Source organism: Brachybacterium sp. sponge (assembly GCF_001613775.1).
GTDB lineage: Bacteria > Actinomycetota > Actinomycetes > Actinomycetales > Dermabacteraceae > Brachybacterium > Brachybacterium conglomeratum.
The window spans coordinates 96,901-110,780 of sequence record NZ_LRMP01000002.1; the positions used below are offsets into that span (position 1 = coordinate 96,901).

A 13,880-nucleotide genomic window follows, 5' to 3' on the forward strand; every position below is an offset into this window, starting at 1 on the left:
TGGACAGTAGGCGAGCATTGACTGCGTAGTCAATAGGTGGCTCTAGGAAGGACTCCACGACCGCGACGCGCGGAAACTGGTGGATCAGGTCCCGAGGCGCGTCGACAGAGTCCAGCTTGAGTAGATGTGCGTCGCCACGGCTTGATGCCAGGCGATGTGCTCGGCCTGGGGCATGGGGGTAAATCGAAGAGTTCGCCCGCAACTGCATTACACGCGAAGCGCAGACTAGCGACGAACGGTGTCAAGTAGCCGGCGGCGTCCAACGTTTCCAGGTATCGAGGACCTCCGTGAGGTGAGCCCTCATTGCATCAGCCGCTTCCTCCGGGTCGCGGGAGGCGATGCCCTCGGCGATCGCTCTGTGCGCGGCGGAGACCGTGGACAGTCGCGTCGGATCCATGGAGAACGTCGCGACTCGAGTGTCCAGCAGGGAGCGGCCCAGCGCGTCCAGCAGGATGATGAAGAAGCTGTTGCGGGACGCGACTGCGATATTCCGGTGGAAGACCGCGTCGTTACGAGATGCATCGACGAGATCCTCGGGAGTGAAGGTCTCGAGCTCATCGCAGAGAGCGAAGAGATCGTCAACCTGCTCGTCATCGATATTCCGTGCAGCCTGCGCGCACATGGCCGGCTCCAGCGCGTAACGCACCTCGTGCAGATCCAGGTACTGCAGATCCGGCTCGCCGCGGAAGTACAGGTCGAAGATCTCGGCGACGTCTTCGATGGTGGTGGTTCCCACGATCAATCCAGACCCGGGAACCGAGGAGACCAACCCCTTCGCCGTCAGCGTCTTCACCGCTTCACGGATCACTGTTCTCGACACCGAGAAGCGTTCGCAGAGCTCGCGCTCCGACGGGAGCGGGTCCCCAGGACGCATTCGTCCTGCGTCGATCTGATGTCGAAGCTGCTGGGCGACCTGATCCGAAAGTCGAGGCTGTCGGACGAGCGGCGTGGTGCCGGGGAGCATCTCATCGGTCCCGTTCATCAGGCTTTCCCCCTCTCGTCGAGCGCAAGTCTACAAGTTCGTCCACCTGCTCCCTCGCTCGCGAAGTGCCTGGTCAGAGTGTGGTTGCCCAAACTGGTATGACAGGATACTCTCCTACCGGATCCGTCAGGATGCCGCACTCTGACCAAGGAAGCTCATCGAGGAGAACCGTGCGCGGAATACGTTTCGAAGCCAACGGGCAGGCACAGGTCGTGCCGCTGTCCGAACCGACCCCCGGGCCCGAGGACGTCGTCGTCCGTGTCACGTCGACAGGTGTCTGCGGTTCTGACCTCTCTGCACTCGCGGGAACCCATATCTTCAGGAAGCCGCCCCTCATCTCCGGGCACGAAGCAGGAGGTGTCGTCCACTCCGTCGGCGAGGATGTCGAGGGCGTCCGACCCGGCGAGCGCGTCGTCATCGACCCGCAGCGCGTGTGCGGACGCTGTGCCACCTGCCGCAGCGGCCGCTACCACCTCTGCCCGAGCAAGCAGATGCTCGGGATCAGCGAATGGGATGGATCCTTCGCCGACCTCGTCGCGGTGCCCGCGTACACGCTGATCCCCGCCCCTGACGGCGTGCGGGATGAGCATCTCGCGCTCGCCGAGCCGATCGCAGTGGCGGCCCACGCGGTGGGCAGAGCTGATCTCACGCATGCTGCGCGAGCGCTCGTGCTGGGAGGAGGCACGATCGGATCGCTCATCGTGCGTGTCCTCAGCGACCGCGGCGTCCCCGTCGTCGATGTCGTCGAGCCTCGCGAATTCCTCGCGCCGACACTGCGCACCATGGGGGCCACCTCGGTGTTCGCCCCTGAAGAGTTCGCCGAGCGCGGCGGCGACCTCTACGACACGATCTTCATCGCCGCCGGCGTCCCCTCTCTCGTGGACACCGCTTTCGACAACGTCGCCACAGGCGGAACGATCGTCCAGGTCGCAGTCTTCAAGTCCGGCCATGAGATCCCGATCGGCGAGCTCCAGGTCAAGGAAGTCTCGTTCTTGGGCACGGCGATGTACGTGCGCGACGACTTCATCGCGGCTCTCGGTGTGCTCGAGCGGCATCCCGATCTCGCAGACCTTCTCGTGAGTCGAACGGTCTCCCTCGAAGTGGGAGCTGATCTGATCACGACGATGGCGGCCGAGGGCCCCGGCGACGTCCTGAAGCTGGTGCTCATCCCATGACACTCTTCAGAACTGTCCTCGATTGGTTCGAGAAGATCCTCTTCTGGGTCGCTGCCGCAATGATCACGGTGATGGTCGGCGTCGTCCTTCTCCAGGTGTTCCTGCGCTACGTGCTCAACAACCCGACGTCGTGGTCCGAGGAAGTGGCAACCCTTGCCTTCGTATGGTGCGTGATGCTCGTGATCCCGTTGGGGATCCGACACCAGGAGCACATCTCCATGGAGTTCTTGGTGAACCGGCTTGCCGGGGCGCGATGGACCTGGACACAGATTCTTCTGAACGCCGTGGTCGGCGCCACCCTGGTAGCCGTCGGGATCGCCTCCTTCGGCCTACTCCATTCCGGCGCGAGACAAGTCCTTCCCGGCCTCACCATGGCGGCAGGAACCGAGATCCCGCTGCTCATCATGTATCTCGCAATCCCCGTCGGGTGCCTCGCCTCCGGGCTGTACGCCCTCGAGCGAATCGTGCAGCTCGCACGCGGTGACATCAAGAAGAGCTCCGCCGAGCTCGTGGGCACTCCCGAAGAGGGGCTGATCTGACATGGGTTATGTGCTGATCGGAGGGTTCATCCTCCTCATCGTCATCGGTCTGCCGATCGCGATTGCTATCGGACTGGCCTCGCTGCTCGGACTGGGTCTGTTCACCGACGTCCCCCTCGCGCTCGCCTCGCAGAGGATGCTCGCGGGGCTCCGCTCGTTCCCGCTCCTCGCCATCCCGCTGTTCGTCCTGGCCGGCGCGATCATGAACGCCGGTGGAATCACCCGGCGTCTCGTGGACTTCGCATTCGCCCTGGTCGGTCCCATGAAGGGAGGGCTCTCCGCCGTCAACGTCGTGACGAACATGATCTTCGGCGGCATCTCCGGCTCGGCAGTCGCCGACGCCGGTTCGGTTGGACGAGTGCTCATCCCGCAGATGAAGAACCGTGGCTACTCGCCCGGCTACGCCGCCTCCGTGACCGCGACGGCCTCCACTATCGCGCTGGTGATCCCGCCGTCGATCACGCTGATCCTCTACGGCGTCACCGCCGAGGTGTCGATCTCCGACCTCTTCTTCCACGGTCTGTACATCGGCCTGGGCTTCGGCCTCGTGTACGTCATCACCGGGTGGCTGATCGCCCGCGCACGGAACTATCCCTCGGAGCCGAGGATGAACGGCCGCCAGGCACTCGGCGCGCTCGGCAAGGCACTCCCGTCCCTGTCCATCCCGGTCGTCGTCCTGGGGGGAATCCGTATCGGCGTCTTCACCGCCACGGAAGGCGCTGCAGTCGCAGTGCTCATCGCGCTGATCCTCGCAGGGCTGGTATATCGCGAGCTCACGGTGGCGAAGATCAAGGAGGTCTTCCGGGAGACCCTCATGCTCGTCGCGGCAATCATGATGATCATCGCGATGGCGCAGATCTACTCGTGGGCGCTCGTCGCGGGCAACATCCCTCAGTCGATCGCCTCGACCATCCTCGAGATCACGGCGAACCCTTACCTGATCCTCCTTCTCACGAACATTCTCCTGCTTGCAGTCGGAGCGGTGATGGAGGGGAATGCGGCCATCATCATCTTCACTCCGATCCTGCTTCCGGTGGTGACGGCCGCCGGCATCGACCCGGTCCACTTCGGCTTGATCGTCGTCATCAACCTGGCCATCGGGCTGCTGACTCCTCCGGTGGGTATCTCCCTGCTGATCACCACGAAGATCGCGGATATCTCGATGGAGAAGAGCATCCGCGACGTCATCCCCTGGCTCGGCACAGCTCTCGGCCTGCTGATGGTGGTCAGCTACGCCCCCTTGATCCTCGGTCTGTACTGACGTGGCGACCGTGAAAGGACGTCTCATGCCTCGAATCTCTCGGAGGTCCTTGCTTTCCTCCGTCGCACTCGGCGCCACCGCGGCCGCCCTGTCAGGGTGTGCCCGCGGGACGGCCAACCCATCTCCATCGGTCCTGCGTCTCGGCCACGCTTACGGTGTCGGCAGTCTGCAGAACCGAGCCTCCGAACTCTTCGCGGAGGAAGTCTCCGCACGCTCGAACGGCGAGATCACCGTGGAGATCTTCCCGTCGGGCCAGCTCGGGAGCTGGGAGGACATGCAGGAGAGCACCGAGACCGGCGCGATGCACTTCGTCATCGAGTCGGTCGGTTCCCTCGAGCGCTACACCGATCTCGCAGCGATCGAGGGACTGCCCTTCCTCTACGACGATGAAGAGCACTTCCTCTCCGTCTGGGACGGTGACCAGGGGGCGCGGATGATCCAGGCCATCCGCGAGGACTCTGGGTTCCTGCTCCTCGGCGATATGTATCGCGGTCCCCGCGTGCTCAACTCCGTCCATGCCGTCGAATCCCTCGAGGACGCGGCCGGGCTCAAGTTGCGAGTGCCCACTCAGCAGACGTACATCGACACCTGGCGCATGCTCGGCGCAGCACCGACGCCCCTCGCACTCACAGAGGTGTTCTCGGGCATCGAGCAGGGAGCGATCGACGGCCAGGAGAACCCGATCGATGTGGTGCGCTTCAACTCGTTCTTCGAGGTGGCACCCTACGTCACCAACACGAACCACATCTATGGCAACTTCCACCTCCAGACGTGGGGCGACACGTACGACAACTGGAACGACGACACTCGAGCAGTGGTCGACGAAGCGGTCGCAGAGGTGTCGACCTGGTACAGGCAGACCTCGATCGACGAGACCGCCGAGAACATCAAGTTCCTCGAGGGCAAGGGTGTCGAGTTCTTCGACATCGACGCCGCCGGATGGCGCGAGGAGATCTTGCCGCTGTACGACACGGCCGACCCGACGGTGCAGGGCTGGGTCGAGGAGATCCAGGGCAGCTGAAAGCCTGGAAGAACATGAGCACACAAGAGGAACCAGAAATGAGTCTCAGATTCGCTGCGCTGGCGGACGACGTCACGGGTGCGACGGACCTCGCGGGATCCTGGCGACGTCGGGGGTTGAGGACCGCGGTGATCTTCGGCGAGCCGACGGCCGACGATCTCGAATTCGCCAAGTCGATGGACGCAGTGGTCTTCGCGCTGAAGATCCGATCGATCGATTCAGATGAAGCCAGTGAAGCGGCGAAACGCGTCGGGGCGGCCCTCGCCCCTCTGACTGAGGTCCAGGTCTACGACAAGTACTGCTCGACCTTCGATTCCACGCCCGGGGGGAACATCGGTCCGATCGCCGACGCTCTGGCGACGGCTCTCGATGCCGAGCGAGCCGTCGTGGTCCCTTCCATGCCGGCGAACGGAAGAACGGTGTACCAGGGGCATCTGTTCGTCCACGACCAGCTGCTCTCGGAGTCACCAATGCGGAATCACCCGCTGAACCCGATGCGAGACTCCAGCATTGTTCGCCTGCTCCAGGCGCAGACCTCACGCCAGGTCGGGATGGTGCCACTCTCTGTCGTGAGGGAAGGGGCAGAGGCGCTCCGACAAGCCTTGGACTCCCGGCAGTCCCGCGGCGACTTCTATATTGTCGTCGATGCCGTGGACACCTCGGATCTTGAGGTCATCAGCGCCGCGACCGCCGATGATCGTCTCGTCACGGGAGGATCAGGCCTCGCTCTCGGTACACCGGCCGCGAGCGTCGAGCCGGAACCGTTGCGGGCCATGGACGGGCGCAAGGTCATACTGGCGGGCAGTGCATCGACTGCCACCAGACGGCAGGTCTCAGAGGGAGAGGCCGCCTATGCCTCTCGCACGATCGACCCCGTGCGTGCGACGGAAGACCCGAGGGCTCTCGCAGCGGAGCTGATCGCTTGGGCCGACCAGGAATGGGCACGCTCGCCGGACAGGCCCGTGCTGATCCACTCCGATGCCGAGTCCCTCGGCGGTCGGGCACCGACCCGCGCGCAGGCTGAAGGCATCGAACGGACCATGGCCGAGCTGGCCCGACGAGCATTCGCTTCAGGGGTTCGTCAGTTCCTGGTCGCTGGTGGTGAGACGTCAGGCTCCGTCATCGCAGCGCTCGGCGTCGATCGACTCGAGCTGGGCGAGGAAGTGGACCCCGGAGTCTCCTGGGCACTCGGACGCATCAGGCCCCGCGAGACGGAGACGGCGTCGCACTGCAACCTCCTCCTCAAATCAGGGAACTTCGGAAACGACGACCTCTTCACGACCGCCTGGGAGGCACTGTGAGCGAGAAGAGCGATCTGGCAGAGCTCGGAGAGCGCCTTGTAGAACTCGGCCTCTCTCGGGGCACGGCAGGGAACATCTCAATCCTGTCCGCCGAGGGCGAGGTCATCGGAAGCCCGAGTGGGACTGACCTCGGGCGCCTCGACCCCGACAACCTGAGCGTGCTGAGGATGGCAGGTGACGGAGCACTCTCGCAGCAGAGCGGGCCCAGGGCGTCGAAAGAGATGCCGATGCACGCTGCGATGTATCGCAGGTTCGGGCCAGGAGTGGTCGTGCATACGCACTCCTTTTACGCAGTGCAGAGCTCCTGCATGCCCGCGTGGGCGCCGTACTGTGCAGTTCCGCCGCATGCGCCGTACTTCGTGATGACGATCGGGAACCTTCCGCTCATCCCATACCGGCACCCGGGCGATCCTGAGCTCGGGGAGCTGATAGATCAGGCCGACCTGGACTTCAGGGCCGCACTGCTCGCTCACCATGGACTCATCCTCTACGCCGAGTCGGTGGATGCTGCGGTCGCTGCGACAGTCGAGCTGGAAGAGGCGTGCAAGCTGGCCGTCGGTCTCTCGGGAGTTCCGAATGCCGAGGTGCTCGACGCGGACGCACTCAGGGAGCTCGCGCAGCGGAATGGGCGACCGTGGGGGAGTGGACGAGGAAGGACAGGAGCCTGAAGCCGTAAGGGTCTACTTGGGTCCGCTCCCGAGCAGGCCTGGATTCCTCGCGGCTGTGTATGCGGCTTCGAGCACGCAGGTGAGCACCTCGTAGCGAGTTCGTAGTCAGCCGCCGGGCCGTGCCGTCGACTTCCGCATATGGAGCTCGCTCCCGAGCTGGACAACGCCCGGGTGCCCGCCGGACCCCTCGAGCATCTCGGAGATCTCGTGCACGACCAAGCGGCCCACCTCATGGTCACGTACAGCGACCGACGTCAGCGGCGGGTCGGCGACCGGGTCGAAGGGGATGTTGTCGAATCCGATGACGCTGAGGTCTCCGGGGATCGATGCCCCTCGGCTCTTCGCATAGCTGATCATCCCGAGCGCGACGAGGTCGTTGTGCGTGACGACGGCGGTCGCCTCGGAATTGAGGACCTCGTCGGCGATCGAGGCGCCTCCTCCTATCGTGGGCTCCACGGGGCCGAAGAGGAGGAAATCGGCATCTCGGGCGAGGACCTCCTTCTCCACGTGCTCTGCCAGTGCGCCACTCGCGCGGGAGCTCGCCGGTCCGGCGACGTACCCGACGCATGCATGCCCCAGTGCGACCAGATGGCCGACCGCCTGGCTGATGCCAGTCGTCGCATCCACGTTCACCGATCGGAATCCGGGGACGGCCCGATTGACCAGCACCGTGCGGTGCGGGTCAAGCAGCTCGGTGATCTCGGCATCGTCGAGCCTCGGCGCGACCGCCACCGTGACGTCGCAGTCCCGTTGCATCTGACGCAGGGTCCGCCTCTCCACCCGGCGGTCCTCCATCACATCGGTGACGGAGACTCGCATCGACGCGACCCGCGCGGCTCGCTCGACCCCGGCACACAAGGAGATGAAGAAGGGATTGGTCCAGTCCGGAACGACCATCCCGATGTATCGCACCCCGGTGCGGGCACGCTCTGTGGCGGCCGGCAGCGGCGCCGGGGCCGCGACAGCTCCCTGAGGACGGCGCACACGAGTACCGCTCGCGCGGCTCCGCACGATCAGCCCCTCGTTCTCGAGCATTCGGAACGCCTGTCGCAGAGTCGGTCGCGAGACCCCGAGTTCGTCGCTGGCCTCATTCTCCGAGGGGAGGCGTTGCCCCTCGCTGAGCTGCCCCTGGTCAATGCTGGTGCGGATCCCATCAGCCACCTGCACGTACAGCGGGCTCGCCGATTCCCGGTCCAGGTGCACCAGGGCACTCATCCTGGGCAACTCCTGCAGATCCATGTCGTCCACTTCCTGTTCGCAGCTGCTGCGTCGGCCCCGACCCCTCTGCCGGCCCGTGTCGGGCGCTAGCTCGGACGCCCATTCTCCCGAAGGCGCAGGTGCGCCCCACTACCTACTGGTCTCCGAGGTGCAGGAGATCGATCACGCGTATGCGTTCCGTCGAACCTCGTTACTGAACTGCTGTGTCCCTCAAGGTGGGTGGAGCATACCTCATTTACAACGAGAGATACTGCGGGGTGAGGCTGAGCTGCTCCAATGTTGTGAGGCCTGATGGCAACTTCGCCCATCTCCCGCAACGTCACAGGTGATAGAGCTGCGATGGGCAGTATGGGCACTTGAGCTTGTTGTTACCTCTTAGAGACTTGCGACACTACAAGCCTTACATCTATGCTCACCACGCGGGCTTACAAGAACGTGAGTCCACCCTCCCGGAGCGGCGCGATCGCTGACGATCGACGCCCGACCAACCTAGGAGCCTCTCATGCAGCGTCGCACCCTCCTCCTCGCACCCCTTCCCATCGCGGCCGGTCTCGGCCTCGCCGGCTGCGGCGGCACCGGCGGTGGCAGCCCGGACGGTCAGCTCAACGTCCTCGTCTCCCCGCACGTGATCACCTCGACCATCGAGGAGAAGCTCTCCGAGTTCGAAGAGGCCAACGACGTCACGGTGAACCTGACCTCGCTGAATGAGGATCAGGTCTCGCAGCAGCTCCGCGTGGAGTATGGCGCCGGAAACTTCGACACCGATGTGTTCCTCTTCCGTCCGCTCCAGGACCAGGCTCAGTTCGTCAACAACGGCTGGCTCCTGGATCTTTCGGAGTACGTCGAGCAGGACGGCTACGACTGGGAGGACTTCGGTGCCCCCGCGCGCGAAGCGTCCACCTCCCGCGAAGGGCAGATCGTTTCGGTCCCGGTCGGCACCGCGCGGCAGATGCTCTTCTACCGGAAGGACCTCTTCGAGGCCGCCGGCCTCACCGCGCCGCCGACCGATCTCGATCAGCTCGAGGAGTACGCCGCGAAGCTCAAGTCCGGGGACGTGCGAGGAGTCGCGCTGCGCGGACAGCGTGCTCAGGCGGTGACCACCTTCGCGCAGTTCCTCTACGCCCACGACGGCGATTGGAACGCGGACGGCGAGCCCTACGGCGACGGGGCTGTCAGCAGCCCGGAAGCTGTCGCGGCGCTGGAGTACTACGGCCGGATCCTTCGGGAATCGGGTCCGGACGGTGTCCTCAACATGTCATGGGCCGAAGGCACGGCGCAGTTCCAGCAGGGGCACGTCGCGATGTACATCGAGGGCGATGACCGCTGGCCGGAGTTCACCGATCCTGAGGTCTCCACCCTAACGGAGGACCAGGTCGGGTATGCCCCGAGCCCTGCCCGCACCAGCGTGGTTCCCGCCCAGGCCCTCGGGATCGCCTCGGGCACGAGCAAGGCGGACGTGGCCTGGGAGTTCGTGAAGTGGGCCTCGAGCAAGGAGATGGCCGCCACGATGCAGGGCAAGGGAGTCATGGGTGCCCGTGACTCCGCGTGGGAGGCACCGGAGACCGCTGAGACCTTCCCCGAGGACGTGATCGCTGCGGTCCAGGAGGGCAACGCCAACGGCGTTCCTTACGATCGCCCGCGCATCGTGAAGGTGGGCGAGGCGCGCGACGCCATCGGCAACGCAATCGCTGCCGCGATCGAAGGCGGCGACGTCGCAACCGCCGCGGAGTCGGCGAACACGACCTTCCAGGGACTGATCGACGCCGAGAAGTCCGAGTTCGGGATCAGCTGACCCGCTCCTGTTCCGGCCGCGGTACCACCACCTCGGCCTCCACTCGTCGAAGGAAGCAGTAGTGACCACGACAGCGACCACGCGTACCATCCGACCGTCCGCTCGGCAGGGGATTGCCGCGCAGGAGCGGAGATTCAAGATCTCCTTCCTCCTGCCGGCCTTGATCGTGAGCCTCGCACTTGTGGCGTTCCCGATCGTGTACACGCTCTACATGAGCACGACGACGTGGAGCGGCACGGCATTCAATCCACCCCGATTCACGGGGTTGGAGAACATGCGGGCGCTGTTCGAACCGGGCAGCCGGTTCCTCGGCGCGGCGGGACGCACAGTGCTGTTCACCGCTGTCACCGTCGTCGTCGAGGTGGTGCTCGGATATGTCGTGGCCCTGGCGCTCCGGAAGCCGTTCCGCGGGGACGGGATCGTCCGCACCGTCACTCTCATCCCCGTGGTCCTCACCCCGGTCGCAGTGGCCATGGCATGGATGCTGATCCTCGATCCCAGCATCGGACTGGCGCCCCGCCTGTTCGAGGTGGTCGGCATCGAGGGCCACCAGTTCCTCTCCGATCCGTCGGCGGCACTCGGGTGGCTGATGGTGATCGACATCTGGCAGTGGACTCCGATGATGGTCCTCATCTTGCTGGCAGGCCTGACGGCACTTCCGGAGGAGCCTTTCGAGGCCGCGGAGGTGGACGGCGCGAGTCTGCTGCAGCGCTTCACGCACATCACCTTCCCGCTGATGCTCCCGGTGATGTTCTCGGCGATCATGCTTCGCCTGGTCGATTCACTCAAGACCTTCGACATCATCTACGCCACCACGAAGGGCGGGCCCGGCTTCTCCACGGAGACGCTGAACACCTACGCCTTCGTGCAGGCCTTCGAGTACACGAATTTCGGCTCGTCGGCGTCGATCGTCGTGGGGTTCATCCTCATCGTCGTCGCGATCACCGCCTCGCTGGCGATCGTCCAGAACCGAGCGGAGTCGATCCTCCGATGACCCTCACCGCCCGTGCTCCCGAACGGCCTGCGTCCACCCGCCGCGCCGCCACCTCGACAGACGGAGGAACCGTGCATCCTCGCCGCAAGCGACGCTCACCGGCCTCGGTTGTGCGCGCAGCCGTCATCATCGTCTTCGCCATCTGGTGCGCACTGCCGCTGGTGTGGATGGTGCTGTCCGCCTTCAAGACGAACGTCGACATCAACAATGCTTCCAAGCTCCTGGTGTTCACCCCGACGCTGAAGAACTTCGAGACGATCCTCGCGAGCAGCAACCTCGGCGAGGCAGCGATGAACTCGTTGGTCGTCGCGATCGGCTCGACCGCGCTCGCTGTCGTGCTCGGCCTTCCCGCGGCCTACGTCATCGCCCGTTACTCGATGAACCGGACGGCCTTCGCGCTGCTTGTCATCCGAATGCTCCCGGGCATCATCTACCTCATCCCGTGGTACATCATCTTCACCCGGATCGGGCTGGTAGGCAGCTATGCGTCGCTGATCCTCAGCCACCTGGTCATCGTCATGCCGATGACCATCTGGATCATGATGGGCTTCTTCGCCACGGTGCCACGAGAGCTCGAGGAGGCCGCCTCCATGGACGGGCTCACCCGTCCACAGGCCTTCGTGCGGATCGTCCTTCCCGTCGTGCGCAGCGGCATCGCGACCGCCGCTCTTCTGAGCTTTATCTTCTCCTGGAACCAGCTGCTGTTCTCGATGGTGCTCGGCTCGTCCCGTCTCAAGACCCTGCCGGTGGCGCTGTTCGACTTCATCGGCTACGCCTCGATCGACTGGGGCGGCCTGATGGCGGCGGCCGTGCTGATGAGCCTTCCGATCTTCCTCTTCTCCATCTTCGCCCAGCGCCACATCGTGGCCGGGCTCTCCGCAGGCGCCACGAAGGGTTGACCACGCACCATGTCCTCCACCACCGCACGACCGGAGTCAGCGAGAACCACACTTCTCGACGAACGATGCGCTCACACGCTGCGTAAGCTCTCCGCCGAGCAGGTTCTCGCCGCCGGGTCCGGGCACTACGGCTTTCCGCTGGGAGCGGCAGATCTCGTCGATGAGCTGTTCTCTCGCTACCTGCGCTACGACGGCTCGGCGCCTGAGTGGCCGAACCGCGATCGGTTCGTGCTCTCGGCCGGGCATGGCTCGGCGATGCTCTACGCGGTCCTCCATCTCGGAGGCTACGACCTCGGCGTCGAGGACCTCCGTGCCTTCCGCACCCTGCACTCGCGCACACCGGGTCATCCCGAGCGCTGCGAGACTCCCGGTGTCGAGGTGACGACAGGTCCTCTCGGCCAGGGGCTCGCGAACGCTGTAGGACTCGCGATCGCAGAGACCGCCCTCCGCGCACAGCTCGGCGCCGACGTGATCTCCCACCGCACGGTGGTGCTTGCCTCTGATGGCGATCTCATGGAAGGGATCGCCTACGAGGCTGCAGCACTCGCCGCTGAGCAGAACCTCGGCAACCTCATCGTCTGCTACGACGACAACGACATCGTCATCGACTCCGCAGCGTCCTCGGTGATGAGCTCACAGGGCGTCGTCGACGCCTTCGCCGCCCTCGGGTGGAGGGTCGTCGAGATCGCCGATGGGAACGATCGCGTCTCCCTGCGCCATGGACTCGACGAGGCCTTCGAGCTGGGGGACGGTCGGCCGACGCTCGTGCGCGTCCCGACGGTCATCGGCCATCTCTCGCCGCGAGCCGGCACCTCAGCCTCGCACTCCGGAGCCCCCACGGCAGAGGAGTACGAGGAGATCGTGCGCGCGCTCGACCTCACGGACGTCGCCCCCTTCGAGGTGCCCGGCGACGTCGCCGCCCGCTGGCAGGCAGTTCGAGAGTGCGGAACCAGCCTGCGCAGGCAGTGGGAGGACGCCCACGGCGAGGCGTGGGAGCGGCATACCCGCGAGCTCGACGAGGAGACAGCTCGCGCCCGGGAACGGATCCTGGACCTGCCCGCGCTCACCGAACCGGCCGCGACCCGCGCCTCTTCCTCGCGAGCGCTCGCCCTCGTGCCCGGACTCGACGCCGGCGTGCTCGGCGGGTCGGCGGATCTCGCCGGTGCCACCGGCACCGTGATCGCCGACGGCGCGGTCTTCGACCCCGAGAGCCGTCGGGGCGCGAACATCCGTTTCGGAGTGCGTGAACACGCGATGGGTGCGATCGCCAACGGCATCAGCGCCCACTCCGTTCTGCGTGGCCTCGGCTCCACCTTCCTGATGTTCGCGACTTACGAGGCCAACGCACTGCGCATGTCCGCGATCCAGCGTCTCGGCGCGATCCATGTCTTTTCTCACGACTCGATCCTGGTGGGGGAGGACGGCCCCACCCACCAGCCCGTCGAGGTGCTGCCGTTCCTCCGTGCCATCCCTGACTTCGAGGTGTGGCGTCCGGCCGACGACCTCGAGACCCGTGCCGTGTGGGCCGAGGTCCTCGCGACCCCGGACCGCCCCGCGGCGATCGTGCTCAGCCGTTCGGGCGTGGACCAGATCCGGTCCGAGCGCATGCCCGAGGACATCGTCTCCGGCGCGTACGTGGCCTACGACGTGGACGAGCCAGAGGTCGTCGTCCTCGCGACCGGCACTGAGGTTACCACCGCGGTCCTGGCTGCCGGTCAGACCGAGCGGCGTGTGCGCGTGGTCTCCGTGCCGAACCTGGAGCGCTTCCGGAAGCTGACTCGTGAAGTGCGCGAGGAGCTCGCGCCGCCGGCGCTGCCGCGCATCTGCGTGGAGGCATCGCATCCCATGAGCTGGTTCGGCATCGTGAGAGAGAGCGACGAGGTGATCGGCGTCAGTGCGTTCGGGGCCTCGGCGCCTGCCGCCGAGATCGCGGAAGAGCACGGAGTGACGACTTCTGGGGTCCGGGAGGCGATCGCTCGAGTGACGTCTCGGCCGTAGGTAGCGGGAGAACCGCGGCCGAGAAACGCATG

The 13,880-nt window shown here is 65.4% G+C and carries 12 protein-coding genes; 10 read left to right on the forward strand and 2 right to left on the reverse strand.

All coding sequences use genetic code 11. From position 1 onward, the window contains the following. Positions 1 to 241 precede the first annotated feature (241 nt). Positions 242 to 982: a FadR/GntR family transcriptional regulator gene (locus A4A78_RS08505; RefSeq protein WP_082835264.1), complete on the reverse strand. Its 741-nt coding sequence runs from the start codon at positions 980 to 982 to the stop codon at positions 242 to 244. 170 nt (positions 983 to 1,152) lie between these two features. Here A4A78_RS08505 and A4A78_RS17485 point away from each other — a divergent pair, with 170 nt between their 5' ends. From A4A78_RS17485 to A4A78_RS08535, 6 genes are read left to right on the forward strand one after another with little or no spacing between them, the layout of a single operon-like run. Next, a complete protein-coding gene (locus A4A78_RS17485; protein WP_197466656.1) occupies positions 1,153 to 2,157 on the forward strand; it encodes a zinc-binding dehydrogenase in 1,005 nt (334 codons plus the stop codon). Then, entirely contained in the window at positions 2,154 to 2,696 is a 543-nt protein-coding gene (locus tag A4A78_RS08515) for a TRAP transporter small permease (RefSeq protein WP_062948310.1), read from the forward strand. Before A4A78_RS17485 ends, A4A78_RS08515 begins: the two co-directional genes overlap by 4 nt. A 1-nt stretch (position 2,697) precedes the next feature. After that, on the forward strand, positions 2,698 to 3,957 hold the full coding sequence (locus A4A78_RS08520) for a TRAP transporter large permease (RefSeq protein WP_062948312.1): 1,260 nt from the start codon (positions 2,698 to 2,700) through the stop codon (positions 3,955 to 3,957). Between the two features lie 25 nt (positions 3,958 to 3,982). Further along, a complete protein-coding gene (locus tag A4A78_RS08525; RefSeq protein ID WP_082835266.1) occupies positions 3,983 to 4,978 on the forward strand; it encodes a TRAP transporter substrate-binding protein in 996 nt (331 codons plus the stop codon). 38 nt (positions 4,979 to 5,016) lie between these two features. Then, on the forward strand, positions 5,017 to 6,279 hold the full coding sequence (gene otnK, locus A4A78_RS08530; protein ID WP_082835267.1) for a 3-oxo-tetronate kinase: 1,263 nt from the start codon (positions 5,017 to 5,019) through the stop codon (positions 6,277 to 6,279). Continuing rightward, entirely contained in the window at positions 6,276 to 6,947 is a 672-nt protein-coding gene (locus A4A78_RS08535) for a class II aldolase/adducin family protein (RefSeq protein WP_062948317.1), read from the forward strand. Before otnK ends, A4A78_RS08535 begins: the two co-directional genes overlap by 4 nt. Positions 6,948 to 7,052: 105 nt before the next feature. On the opposite strand, the gene A4A78_RS08540 is transcribed toward A4A78_RS08535, so the two are convergent. Next, positions 7,053 to 8,186: a substrate-binding domain-containing protein gene (locus tag A4A78_RS08540; RefSeq protein WP_062948319.1), complete on the reverse strand. Its 1,134-nt coding sequence runs from the start codon at positions 8,184 to 8,186 to the stop codon at positions 7,053 to 7,055. A gap of 481 nt (positions 8,187 to 8,667) precedes the next feature. On the opposite strand from A4A78_RS08540, the gene A4A78_RS08545 reads away from it, so the two are divergent. The 4 genes from A4A78_RS08545 to A4A78_RS08560 all read left to right on the forward strand — a co-directional run bounded on the left by A4A78_RS08545 (position 8,668) and on the right by A4A78_RS08560 (position 13,848). After that, a complete protein-coding gene (locus A4A78_RS08545; protein WP_062948321.1) occupies positions 8,668 to 9,957 on the forward strand; it encodes a sugar ABC transporter substrate-binding protein in 1,290 nt (429 codons plus the stop codon). Between the two features lie 211 nt (positions 9,958 to 10,168). Continuing rightward, positions 10,169 to 10,951 carry a carbohydrate ABC transporter permease gene (locus tag A4A78_RS08550; RefSeq protein WP_156488596.1) on the forward strand — a complete coding sequence of 261 codons (783 nt, stop codon included), beginning with the start codon at positions 10,169 to 10,171 and terminating at the stop codon, positions 10,949 to 10,951. A 110-nt stretch (positions 10,952 to 11,061) separates the two neighbouring features. Then, on the forward strand, positions 11,062 to 11,850 hold the full coding sequence (locus A4A78_RS08555) for a carbohydrate ABC transporter permease (protein WP_197466657.1): 789 nt from the start codon (positions 11,062 to 11,064) through the stop codon (positions 11,848 to 11,850). 9 nt (positions 11,851 to 11,859) lie between these two features. Further along, positions 11,860 to 13,848 carry a transketolase gene (locus A4A78_RS08560; protein ID WP_062948326.1) on the forward strand — a complete coding sequence of 663 codons (1,989 nt, stop codon included), beginning with the start codon at positions 11,860 to 11,862 and terminating at the stop codon, positions 13,846 to 13,848. The last annotated feature ends 32 nt before the right edge of the window (positions 13,849 to 13,880 follow it).